We start from the raw sequence: 21,891 nt of genomic DNA, 5'->3' as shown, positions 1-21,891 counted from the left end.
TTTTATGTGCATACGGATTTTTTACTTATAAACGGGTTTTGTGCAGATTCATATATGACTTTGTCACGTCCTGTGGTTTTAGCAATATACAAGCGCTTATCTGCCGCACTAAGTAGCGATTTAAAAGAGCTTGTGTGCGTATTGCTGCATGCAACCCCTGCGCTTATTTTTAAACAAATGGCGTTGTCGAAATAGCTAAAAGGCTTATTTTTAATGTTTTTCCTGAGGGTGTTTGCCGCGCTCTGTGCCTCATTTAGTGTACAGTGGCTAAGTAAAATAGCAAACTCTTCGCCGCCAACACGCGCGGTAACCGCGCTCTTAGAAAAAAGTGCTGCAATATGCTGTGCAATCCATTTTATTGCTTCATCGCCTGCATCGTGTCCATATTCATCGTTAACGCGCTTAAAAAAGTCTATATCGACCATGATTATGCTAATAGGGTGTTCGGCATTATTTTTACTAAATAACGTATTGGCAATTGCATTTAAGCCGCGTTTATTTAATAGCTGGGTTAATGGATCGCGATTAGCGAGTGAGTTGAGCGTATGCTCTGTATTGGCAAACACTAAAAAAGGCAGCAATAGGGCGGCGCTGGTGGCAAGCATTAAGTGTACGCTCAAAGTAAATTGCAAAACAGAGGTAAAGTTAAAGTTGAACGCAGTAACAAACGGCAACAGTAATAAAACTCCCTGTATTAGCATAACGAGCGCATGCAGTAATAGGCAAAGCAATAACATGCGTTGTTGTAATTTTGCTATAAAGCGGGCGTTTAAAACAATATACGAAGCATACACAAATAACCCTGCCACAGTTAAACTGACCACTATTTGCTCTGCTGCAGTGTTGTAAACTGCGAGTAAAAATACCGCAGCCACAATGAGTAAAGAGCTAACTTGTCTGCATATGCTTTTATTTAACGGATTGAGTGCTTTTAATCCCATAATTAAAAAAAGAGGGCAAGCAATAATAAATAGACAGGCAAAATAATGGGTAATAAACGGCCATGCAATGATCACGCGTAAGCTTGCGCATAGAATGGCGAACGTAAAGGTGATACAAGCAAGGCCAAAATATAAAAAGCTTGTTTGTTTTTTATATTGATAAATAGAGACAAAATACAGCCCGATTATAAGGTTTAAAATAAAAGAAAGGCTTATAACGGTTGGTAAGTGCAGCATAGAAAAGTTCTTTTATTATTAAATGGCTACTTTAAATTATGGCGAGATACTAAGGCTTACATTGATTACAACAGCTTAGTTTTAAGTAGTATTTTATAACCTTTGTAAGGTGTATCTATGCTGAATCCCCTTATTTTATTAAGCTGCTTAATGCAGAGTCTATATCTGTAAAATGAAAACGATAATTATGCGCTAACGCTTTTTTGGGTATTACATACTGCCCTGTGGTGAGCAAATCTGACATTTCCCCCATTAACACTTTTAGCACCGGGGTTGGCATAGTGAGAGCGGATGGGCGAGACAATGCTTTACCCAAGCTTTTGCTAAATGTTTTATTGCTAACGGGGGTAGGAGCAGTCGCATTAACAGGCCCAGATACCTCTGTGTGCTTAATAATAAATAAAATAAGCTGAATCATGTCATCAATATGAATCCACGACATACCTTGCTTCCCATCGCCAATGGGACCGCCTGCAAAAAATTTAAACGCAGGAAGCATTTTACTTAACGCGCCGCCATTTTTGCTTAAAACAATGCCCGTGCGTAGTAAGCACACCCGTGTTTTGTCACTTTGTGCTTTTAGTGCTGCGTGCTCCCACTCTTTACAGAGTTGATGGCTAAATTCATCATTAACATCGTTAGTGTCTTCGTCTACTGGGGTATCACCTTGGCGGCCATAATAGCCAATGGCACTACCAGATATAAATGTAGCCGGGGGCGTGGTGCAATTTAAAATAGCATCGCTGAGTTGCGTGGTAAGATTTATCCTACTGTTTTTAATTATTTGTTTTTGTGCCTGCGTCCAACGTTTGTTGACGATAGGTTCGCCGGCTAAATTAATCACGGTATCTACATGGTTAAAATTAACCTCATCAACGGTGCTTACTACATCAATATTATGACCAAGCAATACATGGGCTTTGGTTTTATTTCGGCTAAGTACCGTTACCTTATGATGATGTAGCAAAAATGGCGTTAGGTGTTTACCAATTAGACCAGTGGCGCCTGTAAAAAAAATATGCATAAAAACCTTACCAAAATTAAGTGTACGATTTGTTTAAAATGTATACTATTTAAACTATCTTAATGCAAATTATTACGTTAACTAAAAAACAACGATCACTTTGTAAATATTTCATTTAATTAGTTTTTGCCTTACACTAAAGCGAATTTCATAAGAAAAGGATTGGCGCGTTGGCAAGTTTAACTGGCGTAAATAAAAGTTTAATAATATTTGCCGCACTGGTGGTTGTATTAGCCGGTATTAAGGCCGCAAGTGTTATTATTATTCCCTTTATTTTGGCAGCGTTTATTGCCATTGTATGCAACCCGCTGATCACATTTTTTGGCCGGTATCGTATCCCCAAAGGGGTTTCTGTTGTTATTGTGGTGCTTATAATTGTCGGCTTAGGTGTAAGTTTAGGTGGCTTGGTAGGACAATCAGTTAACGACTTTTCTCAGCAACTTCCAGAATATAAAGCCCAGTTAAAAGAAGAGTTTGTATGGTTGGTCGATCTTGCATCGCAATACAACATTTTAATCGACAGAGATCAAATTCTCTCTATGTTTGACCCAGGTAAAATGGTCGATGTAGCCACTAATATGCTTACCGGCTTAGGTGGCGTAATGGCAAATATGTTCCTGATTATTTTAACTGTTGTATTTATGCTATTTGAAGGCCCTACGCTTAGCAAAAAAATTCATATGGCACTTGCCGACCCAGATAGAAAAATGGAGCAAATTGACCGCTTTTTGGTTTCTATTAATTCATATTTAGCCATTAAAACATTGGTGAGTTTAGGGACCGGTGTGATCGCTGCGCTGTATTTATGGATTTTAGATGTTGACTACTTTGTGTTGTGGGGCGTTTTAGCCTTTATGTTTAACTATATTCCTAACATAGGCTCTATTATTGCCGCAGTACCCGCCGTATTATTAGCACTGATCACACAAGGCCCCCTAACTGCAGGCCTCGTAGGCGCAGGGTATCTAATTATTAATACGGTAATGGGTAACATTGTAGAGCCTAAATTTATGGGTAAAGGGCTTGGGCTTTCTACCTTAGTGGTGTTTTTGTCGTTAATATTTTGGGGCTGGTTATTGGGCACTGTAGGTATGTTGCTATCGGTACCGCTTACTATGATTGTTAAAATAGCTCTTGAGGCAAGTGATGAAGGGCGGTGGGTTGCTACGCTACTTGGTACTGGTCAGTCGATAGACGAAAAATAATATCTAATTGTTTCCATAGCTTAAAGTGACGTGTTTGATAAATACAAAAAAGCGATTAATACGCAGTATTAATCGCTTTTTTTATGGGGGATACCCCTTATTAAAGTGGTTTCTTAAGTACTTGCGTAAACTGTTCAATAAGCGCAAGTTCACATAATTTGTAATCAATAGCAGCTTGGCTGGCATTAGGTAGCTTTAATAAATAGCGCCATTGGCAACTTGATTCAATATACTTTTGGTGGTTGTCCACGCTGCGTTTAAATAGCATAAGTATTTGCGTGTTTCCGCTTTGTTCTTCTAGTTTAGTGAGTTCATATTTACGTTTTTGAATCCACGTACCTTGATTGTACTTAGCCTGATTTATTTGCGTGTCTAAACACTGCGTGTAACGTTTGGTTTGACTTGGCGTTGCGTTTTGCTCAAGCGTGCACTGATCTTGTGCATTGGCATTGCCACTTAAAGCTAATAGGCTTGCAAGTGTGATTAGAAGACTATTTTTTATCATTGTAATTAAACTCTAAAATAAATTGTGCGCCGCCCAAGGTGTCCGACTTATTAATGGTTAAGTGCCCGTTATAAGATTTAACCAAGTCAGAGACTATCGCCATACCTACACCGTGGCCGCTTTCGTAAGTATCAAGGCGGGTACCACGGGTTAATAAAGACTCGCGCTTATCCTCGGGTACACCAGGTCCATCATCACTAATGCCTATGCACAGTGTTTTACTTTGAATGACTTGTACTTCTACTTGCGAGCGACACGCTTTACAGGCGTTATCAATTAAATTACCCAGTAATTCCATTAAATCTGTCTGGTCACCTAAAAAGTAATCTTTATCGGTCACGGTGCAATTAAATATTATGTCTTTATCGCGGTATACCTTAGCCATTGCACTTAAAATAGAGTCAATAACAGGTTTAACTGGGGTTTGTTTTTTCCATGTATCTGAGGCGCCAGTAGCGGCACGCTTTAACTGATGCTCGATCATCACATTAATTCTATCAAGTTGCTCTTGGGCATCGGCATCATTAGCAAGCGGGCTTGATTTTAATACAGCAAGGGGGGTTTTTAATGCATGTGCTAAGTCACTTAAAGAGGCTCTGTAGCGCTCTTTTTGACGCTGCTGTGATTCTAGCAGTAGATTTAAATCTGATTTAATCGTTTGCAGCTCTACAGGGTATAAGCCTTTAATCTCTTGAATATCGCCCGACTCAATAGCTTTTATTTCTTTATCAAGACGCTGTAAGGGTCGGCCGCTCCAAATAAACCCAATCGCCATTAAACCGGCAATCGCAATACCCATTATAAACATCCAATCGACTAAGGTTTGCTTAAAGCCATCCATTAACCTTAACAATGCATCGTTTCGTTTGAGTAATATAAAACGTGCCTGCTCAGATTGGTCAATATTATTTAAAATGACCGTTAGGCTTAATTGCCAGTAAACCGCATTGTTGTAAACCACGCGTCTAAAGTCGGCCGCACCTGCTTTAGGCTCTATGTACTCGGGTTTAAAGTTTACGTTTACTGCAGACTCTGAGTGCCACACAGGTACATCATCGCGGTAAATCATTGCGTAGGTATCTGAATTTAAGTTATTAAGCTCAGGCGTTAAAATTGTGCTGGGCATAATAATGCCGCGCTCAGTAAAGTCGACTTCAGAAATAAGAGAGTATAAGTGGGCTTCTAGATTTTTTTCGGTGGTTTCGATTAATGAGGCGTAATACGCTTTACCAATCGAGTAAAACAAAATAGGCAATGCCACCAATAAAACAAAGACAAGGATAAATCCTTGCCTTATTTTAAGCGATATTTGCGATGCTACCACTGACTTTTAAGCCTGTAACCACGCCCACGTAGTGTTTCTACTGGGTTTAATGTGCCTTCAGGGTCTAATTTTTTACGCAGACGAAGTACAAATACTTCGATAACGTTAGAATCAAGATCGAAATCTTGGTCGTAAATGTGCTCAGTAAGTTCTGATTTAGAAATTACTTTTTGCGGGTTAACCATTAAATACTCAAGTACTTTGTACTCATAAGCTGTAAGGCTAAGTTCTTTGTCGTTAACCCATACTTGTTGCGAGCGAGTATGAATTTTAATTGGACCCGCTGTCATTTCTGGATTTGCTTTACCCGCACTACGGCGAATAAGTGCATTACAACGCGCAATTAATTCTTCAACATGAAACGGTTTGGTTAAGTAGTCGTCGGCACCTGCATCTAGGCCTTCAACTTTGTCTTGCCAGCGGTCGCGCGCTGTTAAGATTAAAATAGGAATAGTCACGCCCTGTGCACGAGCTTTATTGATTAGCTCAATACCGTCAATTTTTGGTAAGCCTAAATCAACCACCGCCATATCTAGCGGGTATTCTGTAATATGGAATAGGCCAGCTTCGCCATCGTGACATAAATCAACACTGTAACGTTCTTTCTCTAAAGCATTACGTAGGTTGTCTGCTAAGTGTAAATCATCTTCTATAACTAAAATTCGCATTTGCTAATCCTTTTTCACTTCGCCGGTTTTTTTATTTATATGTAAATCAACGACGTGGCCGTCAGATTTGAGTATACGTACAGTATAAAATTTTGCTTGTTCTGTAATTTTTAAGGTTTTACCGTCAGTTTCTTCTTTTGCAAGTATTACGGCTTTCTTTTTGCTGATCTCAGTTTTTTTAACTGCTTTAATAGCAGTTGTATTTGCGTGTACGGCGCCACTGACGCTAATACAGGCAATTAAACCAAGGGTTAATAATACACGCATGACGGGAACTCCTAGATCAAACCCAGCTATTCTAATTAACTAAGCTACTAAAACTCAAGTAAAAACGTCCAATATGCGCTTTTACATCCGCCAGCTTAATTAATTAGCTGTGAACCAACCCTGAATTAAATAACGTTTTAAATTCAGGGAGTTCGTTATGCTGGTAATACTTTTTTATATGGTTTTACAACGGTGTTTGCGTAAACGCCGGCTGCAACGTAGGGATCCGCTGCTGCCCATTCACGTGCTTTTTCAAGAGATTCAAATTCGGCAATGACCAATGAGCCTGTAAATCCAGCATCTTGCGGGTCTTCACTATCGATTGCTGGCAGTGGGCCGGCAACAAATAAACGGTTTTGAGAGTCAAGTTCGCTTAAGCGTGCTAAGTGGGCGGGGCGGGCTTCTTTTCTTAGCGGTAAGCTGTTTTCAACGTCGGTTGAGTAAATCATGTACAACATAGTCATTCTCAAAAAAATGTTAAGTTTAATAACGCAAATACTAGCACAACGTTGATAGTTGGTGAACAAATTACCGTTAAAGCTAGGTTTACAGTTATTAATTATTTTTAGTGGGTAATTGCTTGAAAAGCGCGGCACAACACTGGTAGAGTCGCTTGAATAACTTAAAAATAACAAGGTTAATACATGAGCAATAATAGAGAGCACTTTAGCTCCCGTCTTGGCTTTATACTGGCTGCAGCAGGTTCGGCAGTAGGTATTGGCAACTTAGTAGGTTTTCCTGTTTCAGCAACTAAAAATGGTGGTGGTGCATTTTTACTTGTATACGCTTTGTTTGTTGCTTTTATTTGTTTACCGGTCATGATGGCTGAAATGGCCATGGGTCGTAACGCGCAAAAAGATCCACTAGGTTCTTACAAAGCGCTGGCAAATAACGATAAAAAATGGAAGTTTGCAGGCTTTTTGGCAGTATTAACGCCGTTTATGATTGCCGTATTTTACATGGTTATTACCGTGTGGATTTTTGGTTACTTAAGCCAAACCGCCATGGGTAATTTAGAAGCACTGGCCGATCCGAATCATTTTGGCAGTTTTATAAATAGCTACACTGTTTTTGGCTACATGGCTGTGGTAGTTATTATTGTTAACCTTATTTTATTGGGTGGGGTTAAACAAGGCATAGAAAAAGCCGCTAAATTTTTAATGCCGGCTTTATTTGTGATGTTGCTTGCCCTTGTTGCGTATGTATTAACGCTTGATAACGCCATGGCGGGTGTTAAATATTATGTTATTCCTGATTTTTCTAAAATGAGCGCCAGCGTGCTTAACGGTGCACTAAGCCAAGCGTTTTTCTCACTATCGCTAGGTATGGGTATTTTAATGACGTACGCCTCTTACATATCTAAAAAAGATGACATTGTTGGCAGTGCAAAAATGGTGGCTATTACCGACTCATTAGTGGCATTTGTAGCAGGTTTAATGGTGCTACCGGCAATATTTAGTTTTGATCCAAGTACTGACCCAGCCGCGCTTTCTGATTCGTCCGTATCGATGATATTTGTATACTTACCTAAAATTTTATTAGCACTACAAAATGACATTGGTTATTTTGGTGCGTCTGCAGTGGCGTTTTCGTTCTTTTTATTAGTGTTTTTTGCTGCGATTACATCGCTTGTATCAATTGTAGAAGTACCTACAGCAACCCTAAGTGACCGTAAAGGGATAAGCCGTAAAAAAGCCTTAGGTATTTTAACGCTAGCCACAGGTGTATTAACTATATTATGTACTATGTCGTTTGGCATGGTTGATAGCCTAACGTCGTTTACGAGTTACGGCAGCGGTAATAAAAGCTTTTTTGATATTGTTTATGATGTATTTTACGACACAATATTGCCATTTAATGGTTTAATGGTGTGTTTATTTGTTATGTATCGCTGGAAAAAAGCGCGCCTAACAGATGAGTTAAGCCAAGGCTCACCAAATTACGCTGGCAGCTTTATGGAAAAATACGTTAACTTTTCGCTTTCTACGTTTATTCCGGTTATTTTATTAGCCATATTTATTAACACAGTAGCGACTAAGTTTTTTGCCTTTAAGTTATTTGGATTTTAGGCTAAAAAAATTGCCAAAAGCCGCGTATTAACGCGGCTTTTTTGTTGTTGAAAATAGCGGCTTAGCTTATAGCTCCTGAGTCTAGTGAACTGCCAATCCCCAGTGTAAACATCCACAAGCCCCATAAACTATGCTCAATTACACACACTATGGTTGAGCGGCTTTGCGCATAGGTAAACGAAAATAATAACCCGCCTAAAAATGCTAAGCCTACAGCCACCCAATTGGCATACACAATATGGGCAAGGGCAAACACTACTGCGCTTACCACTATACGCACTCTTTTTTTGGGCATAATGCGTTTATAGCGATGAAAAAAGTAGGTTCTGAAAATTAGCTCTTGTGGTAATACTGATAGCAGCGGGTATAGAAGTAGTAAAAGTAACCAGTTATAAAATGAGTGCAGCGGCATATTAAACCAGTTTTCTTGATGAATAATGCCGTAAAACACGCCTGAGAAAAGCGCGCCTAAAAAAAAGAAACTAAATAAACGCCGCTTTACTGCAGAAAACTGCCCCAGGCTTGTAAGTCTAAATCGCTTAAAGTGGGGGTCGTTCAGTAATAACATGCAGCACACGGTCATTAAAACAATCAGTGCGGGTATAAGCCAGTTAGCTAGGTAACTACGAAGGGTAAAGCCTATTAAAGGCAATAAAACAAATATGAGGGTAAATTCAAACCAGCGGTATTGATTGGCGTTCAAGGTCGTCTCTGATTGATTTTTTTTACACGCTATCAAGCAAAGACGACATTTTTATGACGAAGATGTTTTACTTTGCAGGTTCCTCTTCATCAGGGAAGTACTTATACAAAGCAAAAATAGTGATCAAAATACTCACAAAGGTAATGCCCATTAAGCCAAATACTTTAAAGTTAACCCAAAAATCAAGTGAGAAATTATACGCAATGTAAATATTCAGCACCGCAATACCTGCGGTTATGGCAACCCACATTAAGTTAAGTTTATTCCATACAGATTCTGGCACTTCAATCGCTTGTTTAGAGTCGTTAGCGTTTTCGAGGATTGCGCTAAGAGCTTTTTTAACGAGATTTTTATTCAGTACGTAGCGGCTAATTAATAAGGTGAGGCTTAAGCCGGCGTAAATTAGCGTGGCTTTCCATTTTATATATTGTTCATCGTGGAGTACTAAGGTTAATGTGCCAAATACCGCTGCAATAGCAAAAAATAACCATTGGCGAGTAGGTACATGGCCGTGCTTAAAGTAGCTATACGCAACTTGAATAAGCGTAGTGACCATTAAAAGGCCGGTTGCCCAGTAAATATCAACTAATTTAAATACCGCAAAAAATAAAATTAGCGGGATGTATTCAATCAATGCGTGCATATACTACCTAAATTATACAAAGAGAAGTCAGGGAAGTTTTTACCACATAACACTAGGCAACTACAAGGTTGACTTGTTGCCCTGTAAGCCTTAGCCTGCGTGGCTTTATTTATTCATCATCATATCCCCACGCTTAACCAATACTGATTAAGTGTGCATTTAGGAGCCTACAATGAACAAAGCACAACTTGTTGCCAAAATGGCAAAAAGCAGTGAGCTTACAAAAAAAGACACACAAGCAGCGCTTACAAGTTTACAAAAAGTAATCACTAAATCGTTATCTGAGGGCGACCAAGTACAAATAAGTGGATTTGGTACATTTGCATTAAGTTACTACCCAGCACGTACAGGGCGTAATCCGCAAACCGGTGAGACCATTGAAATAGAAGGCGCTAATAAAGCCGTATTTAAACCTGCCAAAGCATTAAAAGATCTTCTTTAAGTAGCAACTTGCATTGACCAGTACCAGCGACTAGCGCCTGCAACCAATACTTGCTAATAGCCCAGTTACCTTTTTAGGTTTAGTTAGCGCTATTAATCACAAAATTATAGTTCGGCGCACCCCGCTAATAGGGTGCGTCTACAAAATAAATACCCAGTTTTTAGTTAATGCCTAACTACTTCATCTTATAAGCAAAGCCTGTGTGCTGGTTTTTGTATGCACTTTTAAATTAAGCTATGTAGATTATTCAAACCCTGTAAATGATTTACATAGCTTAGACAGCTTGAATTTACATTATTAATAATTTTCAGTACCTTAAGTTTGGCATTGCTTATGCTTTTAATAGGATGATTAAAACATTTTATTTAATGCAATAAGGAGATCTCTATGTCTACATTACAATCAAGTACACGATTACAAGGTAAAAAAATTGCTATTTTAGCCACCGATGGCTTTGAGCAAAGTGAGCTATTATCTCCACGTGATGCTTTACTAAATGCTGGCGCTGATATCGATATTGTGTCGGTAAAAGAGGGTGAAATCACCGGTTGGGACGAAGATAAATGGGGCGACAAAGTAAGCGTAGACAAACTTGTTACAAATGCCAGTGCCAGCGATTACGATGCGCTTATGCTGCCAGGTGGCTTATTTAACCCAGATACGTTACGCCAAGATAAACACGCAAAAGCGTTTATAGACGGTTTTTTTGGCGCCGAGAAAAATAAGCCTGTTGCAGCTATTTGTCATGCACCTTGGTTACTTGCCGAGATTAATAAATTACGCGACCGTACCGTTACATCATTCCCGAGCATTAAAAGTGATTTAATCAATGCGGGTGCAAACTGGGTTGATGAAGAAGTGAGTGTAGACCAAGGGTTAGTAACAAGCCGCAGCCCAGCAGATTTAGAAGCATTTAATGCAAAATTTATTGAAGAAATTTTAGAAGGTAAACATCAAGCTCACTAAGCTTGCTAAGTTAGATTTTAAAAAAGGGCATTTTAAATGCCCTTTTTATGCGTAAATGGTAAGCATTTTACAATGTGGTTGCTGCTTTCATATCAGCTACAAACGCTTTTAACTGTGCGGTCATCGCGTCTAGATCATTAAGGTTTGCTTCAATAATCTTAACCACGGCTGAGCCTGAAATAGCACCTGCTGCGCCTGCTTTTAAAGCGGCTTTTACATCATCGGGTGTAGAAATACCAAAGCCTAGTAAAGCAGGGGCTGCATGGTATTCTGTTAATTTAGTAACAATATTGCCTGCTGGCATTTGCGCTTTTGTATCGGTACCGGTAACACCCGCACGCGATAATAAATACGTGTAACCACGGCCATAAGATGCACATTGGCGCAGGGTATCGTCATCGGCATTAGGTGTGGCAATAAATATAGGGTCTATACCATTTGCCATGGCTGCTTTTCTAAACATTTTAGACTCGTGCAGTGGTACATCTGCAACTAAAATAGAGTCTACGCCTGCTGCTTTGGCATCTTTATAAAATGTTTCTAATCCGCGTTTAAACACAAGGTTAGAATACAATAATAAGCCAATAGGAATATCTGCATTGTAATCGCGTATTTCTTTAATTATATCAAAGCAATCTTGCGTGTTAATGTTTACATCTAGCGCGCGAATATTAGCGGCTTGAATAACAGGGCCATCAGCAATTGGGTCCGAAAACGGAATACCTAGCTCAAGGGCATCCGCGCCGCCATCAATCAAGCTTTTTATAATGGCAATACTTTGCTCTTTACCTGGGTCGCCAATGGTCACAAATGGCACAAATGCACCTTGTTTTTGCTCATTAAGTGCAGCAAAAGTTTTACCGTAACGATCTGTATTTAACTGGCTCATAGTTGACCTCCTTGTGATAAAACACTGTGTACGTGGGTTAAATCTTTATCGCCACGGCCACTTAAGTTAACCACTAAAATACTTTCTTCTGTTTGCTCTTCGGCGTATTTAAGCGCATAAGCAAGGGCATGGCTTGATTCAAGAGCTGGAATAATGCCTTCGTTTTTAGCAAGTGCTTGGAACGCATCAAGGGCTTCTGTATCGGTAATACCGACATATTGAGCACGACCTGTTTCGTGTAGAAACGCATGCTGTGGGCCAACTGCTGGGTAATCAAGACCGGCAGATACTGAGTATGACTCTTCTATTTGGCCATCATTATTTTGCATGATGTACGTATAGGTGCCGTGCAATATACCTTTAGTGCCTTTACAAATAGTGGCTCCGTGCTCGTGGGTATCTAACCCTTTACCCGCAGGCTCTACACCGATGAGTTTGACACTTGGCTCGTCAATAAAGTCAGTAAACATACCAATAGCGTTAGAGCCACCGCCAACACATGCAAGTACGGCATCTGGTAAGCGTCCTTCTGCTTTTAGTACTTGTTGTTTAGCTTCTTCACCAATCACTTTTTGATACTCTCGTACAATTGTTGGGAATGGGTGAGGGCCCGCTGCGGTACCAAGTAAGTAATGAGCGTCTTGGTAGTTTGCAGACCAGTCGCGTAGCGCTTCGTTTACCGCATCTTTCAAAGTACCAGAACCTGCTGTTACTGGGATAACCTCTGCGCCCATTAGTTTCATTCTAAATACGTTAGGCTGTTGGCGCTCAACATCTTTAGCACCCATATAAATGCGGCATTTTAAGCCAAGTAATGCACAGGCAAGCGCTGTTGCCACGCCATGTTGGCCCGCACCCGTTTCGGCAATAACTTCTTTTTTACCCATACGCTTAGTTAGCAATGCTTGACCAAGAACTTGGTTGGTTTTGTGTGCGCCGCCGTGCAGTAAATCTTCACGTTTAAGGTAAAGTTTTACCTTAGGGTTTTTAATTAAATTACGCGTTAATGTGAGCGGCGTAGGGCGACCGGCATACTCGTTTAATAGCTTTGTAAACTCAGCCTGAAACTCAGGGTCTTTTTGTGCTTTGTTAAATTCGTTTTCTAACTGCTTAAGCGCAGGGACAAGTAGCTCAGGTACAAACATACCGCCAAACTCGCCAAAATAAGCTGGATTTTGCATTATAACCTCAATAATTTCTGATGCTTGTAAAAGCATTTTGTAATTTGATAGGGCACTTTTTACCCGCAGATTCTTCAACGCCTGAATTTAAATCAAGGCCAAGGGCACCTTGAGAAAGTGCGTTTTTTATATTGTCTGGATTTAAGCCACCCGCTAGCATAAAGGGGGTTGTTGCATCTCGCAGTACTGCCCAATCAAATGCTTTACCTGTCCCACCGGCTTGTGTATCGCTGTGTGTATCATATAGATGGCGGTCTACGCCTTTTACGGGGGTTGGCAATGTATCTTTAATTGCCTGAGCTTTCCAAATTTCACACCCTTTAGGTAACTGTGTACGCAGTGCTGCAATGTAATCGTCACTTTCTTGACCGTGTAATTGTACTGCGGCCAGTTTTAGTTCATGCGCGTATTGTACCACTTGCTGCGGGCTTGCATTAACAAACACGCCCACAAATTTAAGTGGTGCACTTTGGCTTAATTCAATAGCACAATCTAAATCAACATAACGAGGCGATTTAGGGTAAAAAATGAGTCCACCGTAGAGCGCGCCATTGTTATAAGCGGCTTGTACGTCTTGTGCTCGGGTTAAACCGCACACTTTGTTATCACCTAAGATAACTTTTTTGCAGGCTTGTTCTAAATCGGCCTCAGCCATTAAAGAACTGCCAATTAAAAAGCCATCGCATAACGGCGCTAAACGTTTAACATCTTGGTGGGTATAAATGCCTGATTCTGAAATAACCACTTTGTCTTGAGGGATGAGTTTACGTAATTTTTCGGTGGTGGCTAAATCCGTGCTTAAATCGCGAAGGTTGCGGTTATTAATACCAATAATTTGTGCATCAAGTGCCAGGGCGCGGTGCACTTCTTCTTCGTTACTGACCTCGGTTAATACCGACATCTTAAGCGAGTCGGCGACTGCATGTAGTGCTTTATATTGCTCATCATCAAGCACTGAAAGCATTAATAAAATAGCATCGCCGCCATAAATACGTGCCATGTAAACTTGGTATTCGTCTATAAAAAAGTCTTTACAAATAAGAGGTTGCTCTACTTGGCTACGTACAAATTCTAAATAATCAAAGCTACCTTGAAAGTATTTAGCATCAGTCAGTACGCTCATGCAGGTGGCGTATTTTTTATAAACAGAGGTGATCTCGGTTAAATCAAACGGCTCTCTTATTAGCCCCTTTGAAGGCGATGCCTTTTTACATTCTAAAATAAATTGCGTTCCCGGCTTTGCCAGCGCTTCATAAAAGCTGCGACTAGTTGGCACTGCTAGGTGTTTAAAGCTCTCTAGAGGGCGCGTGGCTTTGCGCTCTATTAGCTCTTGTTTTTTATCAGCAACAATTTTGTCTAATACATTAGCCATGACTTACCTCAATAATTGCATTTAACGTGTTCATGGCTTTGCCTGAACTGAGTAATGTGTGTACCTGTTGTGCGCCTTCTTTTAATGACTGTACTTTACCGCTTAGGTATAAAAGTGCAGCCACATTGACTACGATTGCAGCATTGTGCGCATCACTGCCTTTACCTTGTAAAATAGCAAGGCTTGCATTTGCGTTGTATTGTGGGCCTTCACCGGCTAGTTGTTCAAGTGAATAGTTTGCAAGGTCAAAGTCGCTTGGGTTTAATGTGTACTGGGTTATTTCGCCATTGTTTAGCTCAACTACACTGGTTGGGCCGTGCAGGGCTATTTCGTCAGTGCCAGAACCATGCACTATCATTGCGCGCTGAGTGCCTAATGTTTTAAGTGTTTGTGCCATTGGCATACATAAAGACTCATCGTAAACACCCAGTAATTGCACGTGTGGTGCAGCAGGGTTAGCAAGCGGGCCCAAAATATTAAAAACAGTCCGTGTTTTCAGTTCAGTGCGTACGCCCATCGCATGGCGTACACCACTGTGATAATGCGGGGCAAACAAAAAGGTAAAATGAGTTTGCTCAAGGCAGTGTGCTGCCTGTGCTGGGCTCATATCAATATTAATACCTAATGCTTTTAATAAATCAGCAGAGCCCGAGTTACTCGATACACTGCGATTACCATGTTTTACCATATTAATACCCGCGGCAGCGGCAACAATAGCCGCGGTGGTACTAATATTAATTGTGTTTGAGCCATCGCCCCCGGTGCCACAGCTATCGGCAAGTTGCGTACTTGAGGTTTTAAACGCCACTGCGTTTTGGCGCATTGACGCAGCTGCACCGGCAATTTCATCGCTTACTTCGCCTTTCATTTTAAGGCTAATTAACAATGCAGTGAGCTCTATTTCGCTCATGTTACCTTGCATTATTTGGTTAAATAATGCGTTTGACTGGGCATAGCTTAACGACTTGGCTTGAATAAGTTGCTCAATAGCGTATTGAACATTTATGGTCTCTTGTGTTTGTGTACTCATAATGTCCTCTATTAGTTGGTGCGCGTTAAGTACGCAACGCTTTGTTGAAGTAGCATTGCACCATTTGGCGTCAGTATTGACTCAGGGTGAAATTGATAACCTAATGCTTTATCGTCGTGGTGATATATGGCCATAGGAATATCGTCAAATTGTGCAATTACCTCTATATTTTCAGGTACTTTGGTTGCCATTAATGAATGGTATCGCGCTACAGGCATGGTATTGCCCATTCCTTCAAACACCGGGTGCGGGTTTAAATTAATGATTGATGACTTACCATGTACGGTTTCGCCCGCGTGACCGATTACTCCACCGTAACTTTGTGTAAGTGCCTGTTGCCCAAGACAAATGCCCAGCATAGGGAAGTGGCCTTTAGCCAGTTCGATTAATTCCATTAAGCAACCTGCATCACTGGGTGCACCAGGCCCTGGCGAAAGCACTAATAATACTTGGCCTTTCTCTTGGCGCATTTTATTAAAAATAACCTCTGCGCTTATGTTATTTCTGTATACCACAAGCTCACAGCCCAGCATGGACAGTTCATCAACAAGGTTGTAGCTAAACGAATCAAAGTTATCTAAAAAGTATATTTTCATTGGGTTTGCTGTACTCATTTTATACCGCCTTATAAGTTGATTTTATGGCGGTGATCACCGCTTGGGCTTTAGCGCGGGTTTCGTTCGCTTCGGCTTGCGGATCAGAGTCGTACACAACGCCAGCACCTGCTTGTACATAGGCGGTATTATTTTTTACAAACGCTGAGCGAATAACAATGCAGCTATCCATTGCACCATCGCCGGTTAAATAACCTACTGCGCCACCGTAGCTGCCACGGCGTTTGCCTTCGGTTTGGCGTACAAGTTCGGCGGCACGCACCTTAGGAGCGCCTACCAGCGTGCCCATGTTCATACATGCTTGGTAAGCGTGCAATGCATCAAGTTCTGGCTTTAATGTGCCCACTACGCGAGATACCAAGTGCATTACTTGCGAATAGCGGTCTACTTTTAATAGCTCTTTTGCATGGCGCGTGCCGGCTACACTTATGCGTGCCACATCGTTACGGGCTAAATCAACCAACATTAAATGTTCAGCACGCTCTTTTTGATCGTTTCTTAGTTCAAGTTCAATACGGCTGTCTAAATCTGGGTTGATTGCCCCATTGGCAAATTTTCCGCGTGGACGAGTACCGGCAATAGGGTAAACTTCAACTTGTTTGCTATTTACTTCGTACTTAAGCGCCGACTCAGGAGAGGCACCAAATAAAGCAAATTCTTCATCGCGCATATAAAACATATAAGGGCTTGGGTTCTGCTTTTTAAGCTGGCTATATGCGTGCAACGAATCAGGGCAGGGCAGTGAAAATGTACGCGAAGGCACAACCTGAAAAATGTCACCATCAACTATGTTCTTTTTAAGCTTAACTACTTGTTCGCAGTAAGTTTCATCGCTTATATCAACATTTACATCGCAGGTGCCTGTTTGCATAGGGGCGCTAAATTCTTCAGCTTTGTCGCATAAGGCATTTAACCGTTCAAGTTCTTTACCTACCTCAAAACAATTAGCGTGTACGTCTGGGCCATTAAATACATTACCAATAAGCTCAGTAGTTTGCTTTTGATGATCGATAACCACTAAGGTTTCGGCTAAGTAAAAAACGTAGTCTGGACAAGTGTTTTCGCCATCGGGTACGTCGCTTAGCTGCTCAAAATTAGCCACCATATCGTAGGCAAATACGCCTCCTAAAAATACCGAAAACGGGTTTTCGGTGGTGCTTTTGATACTGTTTATACAGGTGCGTAACGCGCTAAATGCATTGTCGGCAACCAGTTTACTTGCCTCGTCAATGTTGTTTGAGCAGCCTTTGTAAACAAGGGTTAGGCTGGTGTCGGTTAAGGTTGCATCGCAGCTTTGTACATTGTCTCTTAAATACGGCAGTAACTGTTTTCCGTTATTAGATTGAGCACTTAGCGTCACGGTTTTACCTTGGCATACAATGCGCAGTGCACAGTCAACTAAAATTAAGCTTTTAACACTGTCTTTAGAATCAATTTCGGCTGATTCAAGCAGTAGCGAGTTAGGCTTATCAAGTGCAGCATAAAGTGCAAGTGGGCTACTAATGTAGTCGCGTACTTGCGTTATGCTAGTAACTTCGCCTGGTGTGGTAGTTATATGACTAAAAATCAAACCTCATTCCCTCAAAAAATAAAACCCCGCAATGCCTTGGCAGTGCGGGGTTTGAATAACGATATCTAAATTACAAACAGATCATTACCGTCCCGCTATATCAGGCGCCACCACCAACGATGTGTAAGAGTAAGACCGTTATTCATGTTTTTTGCCTCAAAATAAAAAATTAAATACGTAAAATTTAGTTATAAAAAAACCCGCATAATGCGGGTTTTGAATTTTTGCTAGACACGACAATTCATCACCCAAAAATTATGAGTGCCACCACCAAATAGTGTGTTGAATTGAATTGATCATTATTTTTAATTCTTAATGTGTCTTAAAGTGGCTACAGTAAAACGTATTTAGCGCTTTTGTGTCAAGTGTTTATTTAAAACAATTTAGTCAAAAAAGTTGTTATACTTATATAAACATTCATTCCCCTTAAATTTAAGCAGTTTCCTTTTGATAAAATACGATTTACACAGCCATACAACACATTCAGACGGGCAGTTAACGGTTGAGCAATTATTAAACCGTGCCGTAGAAAAAAACATTGATGTGTTTGCGATAACCGATCACGACACTGTGGCTGCTATTGCGCCGGCAAAAGCGTATATCGAAACCCAAAACCTACCGGTTAAGCTTATATCTGGCGTAGAAATTTCTACCAAGTGGGAAAGCTTTGAAATACATATTGTCGGGCTAAATATTGATATAAATAACAATGCCCTTACATCGTTACTATTGGCGCAGCAGCAAAAGCGGGATGAGCGCGCGATTGAAATTGGTAAAAGGCTGGCAAAAAACGGCTTTGATGGCATTTATGAACAAGCCAAAGCGCTGGCAGAAAACGCCCAAATTACTCGAGCTCATTTTGCGCGAGCATTAATAGAGCGAGGGGTGGCTAAAAATTTTCCTGGAGTATTTAAAAAGTACTTAGGGCGCAGTAAAACAGGTTACGTACCTAGTGCTTGGTGTGATATGCAAACAGCCATTAGTGCCATACATGCTGCAGGTGGAGTGGCCGTACTTGCACACCCAGGGCGTTATCAAATGTCTAATAAATGGTTACGCAAGTTACTTGTGCAATACAAAAGTGACGGGGGTGATGCCATGGAAGTTGCGCAGCCGCAACAAGCGCCCACTGAACGCCAATTTTTAGGGCAACTGAGCCAAGAGTACGGTTTACTGTGCTCGCAAGGTTCTGACTTTCATTTTCCAACTAGTTATTTAGAGCTAGGTAAAAACTTATACTTACCCAAAGACTGCCAAGGGGTTTGGCAAGTGTGGGAAGGGCAAGAAGGAGCATTATCATGAGTCAATTAATTCATATTCACCCAGCAAACCCACAGCCACGATTGATCAGCCAAGCGGTTGATATTATAAAACAGGGCGGGGTTGTTGTTTACCCAACAGATTCGGGCTATGCCATAGGGTGTAACCTCGGTAATAAGCAAGCAAAAGAGCGTATAGAGCGTATCCGTGGTATAGAAAAACACCATAACTTTACGCTGGTATGCCGTGATTTGTCTGAGCTTGCAACGTATGCCCGTGTAGATAACCAAATGTTTAGGCTTATTAAAAATAATACGCCAGGGCCATACACTTTTATTTTTAAAGGCACAAAAGAGGTGCCAAAGCGTTTATTAAACGATAAGAAAAAAACCATTGGTATGCGCGTTATAGAACACCCTATTGCATGTGCATTACTTGCAGAGCTTGGGGAGCCGTTAATGTCGTGCTCGTTAATTTTACCTGGAGAAGAGTTTACAGAATCAGATCCAGATGAAATTTTAACGCGTTTAGATAAACACGTCGATTTAATTATTGACGGCGGACACCTTGCAGAGCAAGCAACCACGGTTATTGATCTATCAGAAGATGATATTCATATTTTGCGTGTAGGCTGTGGCGACACCAGTCCGTTTGAGTAACCTGTGTGAGTGATACAACACCGAGCGTTGATAATACTCAAAGCGAGCCAGTGCAGCAAAAGCTGCCACTGGCTTTTTTGCATGGCAAAGCCGTTGTAGATAAACCCGAAGATTTATACATTCCGCCCGATGCACTTGAAATTATTTTGGAAACCTTTGAAGGCCCGCTTGATTTACTGTTGTATCTGATAAAAAAGCATAAGTTAGATGTACTCGAACTCTCTATTTTTAGTATTACTGAGCAATATGTCAGTTATGTAGAAATGATGAGTGAGTTTCAGTTAGAGCTTGCCGGTGAGTACTTAGTAATGGCCGCGTTATTGGCGCAAATAAAATCGCGTCTGTTATTGCCTGTACACGAGGAGCTCGAAGAAGAGGAAGACCCCCGCGCAGAACTAATTAAGCGTTTAAAAGAATACGAGCAGTTTAAAAAAGCAGCCGAAAATATAGATGCCATTCCCCGCGTAGGCCGTGATATTTTTGTAGCTAATGCAACTATGCCAGTTATTGAAAATACCGCTCAAAATCTGCCAGAGCTTGAATTAAAAGATTTAATGTTAGCACTGAGCGACGTGATGGGGCGCGCCAAAACATTTGAGCATCACCAAGTAACAGCCGAAGTACTCTCTACACGGGAGCGGATGAGCCAAATTTTAGCCCAGCTGAGTAACGCTAAAAAAGCACTGCCGTTTAGCGATTTATTCACTCTTAGTGAAGGCCGAAGCGGTGTAGTGGTGAGCTTTATTGCTATGCTTGAGCTTATAAAAGAAGGTTTAATAAGCTGTTTGCAGGTCTCACCTGATAGCCTAATTTATATAAACCTCACCGATACACCCAACAGCCTTTAATTTACGTGGCGTAACTAAACGCATTACGTTTGAATTAGGTAAAGTAGCTAAGGGCAAGGTCTATGGGGCGGCTACCGTGCTGGTTTTGAGGGCGAAATGAGTTTAAAACCGGCCGATTAAGGGGGTATTATAATTTAGGCGTGGCGTTTTTGCTTTTTGTAGCGTGAATTCTTGATTCTAATAAGGGTTTTAAATGCGCTGGTAACCAGCGTAACATTACGTTGTGATATTGCTCGGTTTGCTTAATTTTTTTTAATTGTTCACCTAATAGTTGAATATTTTTAGCGCCTTGTTCATTTTTAGTGCAGCCAATATAGCCATAGCTCAACGGTGGCGCTTCAACAATCGCTCGCTGAGTGAGATTTTCTTCAAAGTACATAGATTTAGCTAAGTAATGATGCTCACTTGGGTAGCCTAATAAAATATCTAAGCGCTTTAAATTAAGCATATAAGTAAGGCTTGCTAAACTATTTCGTGTTGGGCGAATAACAATATCAACATCGGGGGTGTTATTTATTACACTATCGAGTTGTTCGCCGTATGAGCGGTTCATAGAGACACCTAACGTGAGCTTTTTCTCTGCTAATAAATCATATAATGACACCGCTTTATCGCTAGGCACTTCAAGCGAGTCTGCCAAGCCTTTGTGCATAGCAATAGAGGGTGAGAGCCCAGTAGTTGAACTTTGTTCGCTAAAATGAATAAATTGTTCTCTAAATGTATTTTTATAAAGTGATAGGGCGCAATGTGTGGCTGATTTATTGGCTAGTTCTTGCGTAACTTTGCCAGAGGGGATAACAAGGCGATTAAACGTGATGTGAGGAAGTTGTTGTTCAAGTAAGGTTATAACGCTTTCATCACGGCCCTGGTGTTGGTATTTTCCATTTAAAATGTAATAGGGCGCAAAGTCGTGCGTTAGCCAGTTAATAGTATGGGCGTAACTCGGTAAAGAAATACTTAAATAAAAGGTGATACACAAAAATGCACGGAGCATTACTACAACAACCTAAAACAACGAAATTATTGCTATTGTAGTCAATTAAGTGCAACAAAGTAAAATGCCAGCTACAAAGCTGGCACATTTTTTTAACACTAACTGTCTGGGCAGTTAATTTCTCGCAATGTTTAGTTGGCTTTTAACCATTTTACAAACTCGCGTGCTTCGCTTGCTTTTTGAAACATTGCGTTTTTCAAACCTTGCGTATCACTAAAAATAACACGTTGTTTGTTTACAGAAATTGATTGCACCGGATGGGCAATTTGGATCATAGATCCATTGTATTTATAAGACATAATAAAACTCACTTTATTCTTGTTATTTACTCTGCGCTATTTTTTATAGCCAAATGCAGTTAATAAATTAACGATGTTGTGTTTAGCTTCATTACAGTGTTGACGATCTTTATGACACTTTTGCGATGATATAAAAAAATCATCAAGGTATTAATAGGGGTTCTCGCCGTACGATAACTTA

24 protein-coding genes are annotated in these 21,891 nt (G+C 40.7%); 7 read left to right on the top strand and 17 right to left on the bottom strand.

Features of this window, described 5'->3' with window-relative positions; genetic code table 11:
• Nucleotides 1-2: 2 nt before the first annotated feature.
• Nucleotides 3-1,178: a GGDEF domain-containing protein gene (locus tag CWC16_RS08730; protein ID WP_138541264.1), complete on the bottom strand. Its 1,176-nt coding sequence runs from the start codon at nt 1,176-1,178 to the stop codon at nt 3-5.
• A 130-nt stretch (nt 1,179-1,308) separates the two neighbouring features.
• Complete coding sequence (locus CWC16_RS08725) at nt 1,309-2,202, bottom strand: TIGR01777 family oxidoreductase (RefSeq protein WP_138541263.1); 894 nt, start codon at nt 2,200-2,202, stop codon at nt 1,309-1,311.
• Between the two features lie 170 nt (nt 2,203-2,372).
• On the opposite strand from CWC16_RS08725, the gene CWC16_RS08720 reads away from it, so the two are divergent.
• Nucleotides 2,373-3,407: an AI-2E family transporter gene (locus CWC16_RS08720; protein ID WP_138541262.1), complete on the top strand. Its 1,035-nt coding sequence runs from the start codon at nt 2,373-2,375 to the stop codon at nt 3,405-3,407.
• 100 nt (nt 3,408-3,507) lie between these two features.
• Here CWC16_RS08720 and CWC16_RS08715 read toward each other — a convergent pair whose 3' ends face one another.
• The 5 genes from CWC16_RS08715 to CWC16_RS08695 all read right to left on the bottom strand — a co-directional run bounded on the left by CWC16_RS08715 (nt 3,508) and on the right by CWC16_RS08695 (nt 6,629).
• Entirely contained in the window at nt 3,508-3,912 is a 405-nt protein-coding gene (locus CWC16_RS08715; protein WP_138541261.1) for a hypothetical protein, read from the bottom strand.
• Nucleotides 3,899-5,236, bottom strand: a complete 1,338-nt coding sequence (locus CWC16_RS08710; RefSeq protein WP_138541260.1) for an ATP-binding protein — start codon at nt 5,234-5,236, stop codon at nt 3,899-3,901. The genes CWC16_RS08715 and CWC16_RS08710 overlap by 14 nt, the downstream gene beginning before the upstream one ends.
• On the bottom strand, nt 5,230-5,904 hold the full coding sequence (locus CWC16_RS08705; protein ID WP_004586804.1) for a response regulator transcription factor: 675 nt from the start codon (nt 5,902-5,904) through the stop codon (nt 5,230-5,232). The genes CWC16_RS08710 and CWC16_RS08705 overlap by 7 nt, the downstream gene beginning before the upstream one ends.
• 3 nt (nt 5,905-5,907) lie before the next feature.
• Nucleotides 5,908-6,171 (bottom strand): PepSY domain-containing protein, encoded by a 264-nt coding sequence (locus CWC16_RS08700; protein WP_055014386.1) that lies wholly within the window; start codon nt 6,169-6,171, stop codon nt 5,908-5,910.
• Nucleotides 6,172-6,326: 155 nt separating this feature from the next.
• A complete protein-coding gene (locus CWC16_RS08695) occupies nt 6,327-6,629 on the bottom strand; it encodes a YciI family protein (protein WP_138541259.1) in 303 nt (100 codons plus the stop codon).
• Between the two features lie 186 nt (nt 6,630-6,815).
• On the opposite strand from CWC16_RS08695, the gene CWC16_RS08690 reads away from it, so the two are divergent.
• Nucleotides 6,816-8,240 carry a sodium-dependent transporter gene (locus tag CWC16_RS08690; RefSeq protein WP_138541258.1) on the top strand — a complete coding sequence of 475 codons (1,425 nt, stop codon included), beginning with the start codon at nt 6,816-6,818 and terminating at the stop codon, nt 8,238-8,240.
• A gap of 61 nt (nt 8,241-8,301) precedes the next feature.
• Here the strand turns inward: CWC16_RS08690 and CWC16_RS08685 are convergent, their stop codons facing one another.
• Together CWC16_RS08685 and CWC16_RS08680 are read right to left on the bottom strand one after the other, a co-directional pair.
• Nucleotides 8,302-8,943, bottom strand: coding sequence for a CPBP family intramembrane glutamic endopeptidase (locus CWC16_RS08685; RefSeq protein WP_055014384.1), 642 nt, complete (start codon nt 8,941-8,943; stop codon nt 8,302-8,304).
• Nucleotides 8,944-9,010: 67 nt separating this feature from the next.
• Nucleotides 9,011-9,586: an inner membrane-spanning protein YciB gene (locus CWC16_RS08680; protein ID WP_138541257.1), complete on the bottom strand. Its 576-nt coding sequence runs from the start codon at nt 9,584-9,586 to the stop codon at nt 9,011-9,013.
• A gap of 172 nt (nt 9,587-9,758) precedes the next feature.
• On the opposite strand from CWC16_RS08680, the gene CWC16_RS08675 reads away from it, so the two are divergent.
• On the top strand, nt 9,759-10,028 hold the full coding sequence (locus CWC16_RS08675) for an HU family DNA-binding protein (RefSeq protein WP_138541256.1): 270 nt from the start codon (nt 9,759-9,761) through the stop codon (nt 10,026-10,028).
• Nucleotides 10,029-10,415: 387 nt separating this feature from the next.
• Nucleotides 10,416-10,994 (top strand): type 1 glutamine amidotransferase domain-containing protein, encoded by a 579-nt coding sequence (locus CWC16_RS08670; protein WP_055020160.1) that lies wholly within the window; start codon nt 10,416-10,418, stop codon nt 10,992-10,994.
• Between the two features lie 67 nt (nt 10,995-11,061).
• Here CWC16_RS08670 and trpA read toward each other — a convergent pair whose 3' ends face one another.
• The 6 genes from trpA to CWC16_RS08640 are packed head-to-tail and all read right to left on the bottom strand — an operon-like array spanning nt 11,062 to nt 17,650.
• Nucleotides 11,062-11,883, bottom strand: a complete 822-nt coding sequence (gene trpA, locus CWC16_RS08665; RefSeq protein WP_055014380.1) for a tryptophan synthase subunit alpha — start codon at nt 11,881-11,883, stop codon at nt 11,062-11,064.
• Nucleotides 11,880-13,064 carry a tryptophan synthase subunit beta gene (gene trpB / locus CWC16_RS08660; RefSeq protein WP_055014414.1) on the bottom strand — a complete coding sequence of 395 codons (1,185 nt, stop codon included), beginning with the start codon at nt 13,062-13,064 and terminating at the stop codon, nt 11,880-11,882. Before trpB ends, trpA begins: the two co-directional genes overlap by 4 nt.
• 7 nt (nt 13,065-13,071) lie before the next feature.
• Nucleotides 13,072-14,436 carry a bifunctional indole-3-glycerol-phosphate synthase TrpC/phosphoribosylanthranilate isomerase TrpF gene (trpCF, locus tag CWC16_RS08655; protein ID WP_138541255.1) on the bottom strand — a complete coding sequence of 455 codons (1,365 nt, stop codon included), beginning with the start codon at nt 14,434-14,436 and terminating at the stop codon, nt 13,072-13,074.
• Nucleotides 14,429-15,466 (bottom strand): anthranilate phosphoribosyltransferase, encoded by a 1,038-nt coding sequence (gene trpD, locus CWC16_RS08650; RefSeq protein ID WP_138541254.1) that lies wholly within the window; start codon nt 15,464-15,466, stop codon nt 14,429-14,431. The genes trpCF and trpD overlap by 8 nt, the downstream gene beginning before the upstream one ends.
• Nucleotides 15,467-15,477: 11 nt before the next feature.
• Complete coding sequence (locus CWC16_RS08645; protein WP_138541253.1) at nt 15,478-16,080, bottom strand: aminodeoxychorismate/anthranilate synthase component II; 603 nt, start codon at nt 16,078-16,080, stop codon at nt 15,478-15,480.
• Nucleotide 16,081: 1 nt separating this feature from the next.
• Nucleotides 16,082-17,650, bottom strand: coding sequence for an anthranilate synthase component 1 (locus CWC16_RS08640; RefSeq protein ID WP_138541252.1), 1,569 nt, complete (start codon nt 17,648-17,650; stop codon nt 16,082-16,084).
• A gap of 447 nt (nt 17,651-18,097) precedes the next feature.
• Here CWC16_RS08640 and rnm point away from each other — a divergent pair, with 447 nt between their 5' ends.
• Genes rnm through CWC16_RS08625 form a run of 3 tightly spaced genes read left to right on the top strand, consistent with a single transcriptional unit; the run spans nt 18,098 to nt 20,417 of the window.
• Entirely contained in the window at nt 18,098-18,952 is an 855-nt protein-coding gene (rnm, locus tag CWC16_RS08635) for an RNase RNM (RefSeq protein WP_138541251.1), read from the top strand.
• Nucleotides 18,949-19,569, top strand: a complete 621-nt coding sequence (locus tag CWC16_RS08630) for an L-threonylcarbamoyladenylate synthase (RefSeq protein WP_004586789.1) — start codon at nt 18,949-18,951, stop codon at nt 19,567-19,569. The genes rnm and CWC16_RS08630 overlap by 4 nt, the downstream gene beginning before the upstream one ends.
• Before the next feature lie 5 nt (nt 19,570-19,574).
• A complete protein-coding gene (locus tag CWC16_RS08625; RefSeq protein ID WP_138541250.1) occupies nt 19,575-20,417 on the top strand; it encodes a segregation and condensation protein A in 843 nt (280 codons plus the stop codon).
• A 127-nt stretch (nt 20,418-20,544) separates the two neighbouring features.
• Here CWC16_RS08625 and CWC16_RS08620 read toward each other — a convergent pair whose 3' ends face one another.
• Together CWC16_RS08620 and CWC16_RS19865 are read right to left on the bottom strand one after the other, a co-directional pair.
• Nucleotides 20,545-21,411: a transporter substrate-binding domain-containing protein gene (locus CWC16_RS08620; protein WP_138541249.1), complete on the bottom strand. Its 867-nt coding sequence runs from the start codon at nt 21,409-21,411 to the stop codon at nt 20,545-20,547.
• Between the two features lie 131 nt (nt 21,412-21,542).
• Nucleotides 21,543-21,710, bottom strand: a complete 168-nt coding sequence (locus tag CWC16_RS19865; protein ID WP_024033460.1) for a hypothetical protein — start codon at nt 21,708-21,710, stop codon at nt 21,543-21,545.
• Between the last annotated feature and the right edge of the window lie 181 nt (nt 21,711-21,891).

This window comes from Pseudoalteromonas sp. S3776 (genome assembly GCF_005886915.1).
Taxonomy (GTDB): Bacteria; Pseudomonadota; Gammaproteobacteria; order Enterobacterales; family Alteromonadaceae; genus Pseudoalteromonas.
Note: the sequence above shows the minus strand (reverse complement) of the source record. Positions and strands in the feature narration are given on the sequence as shown.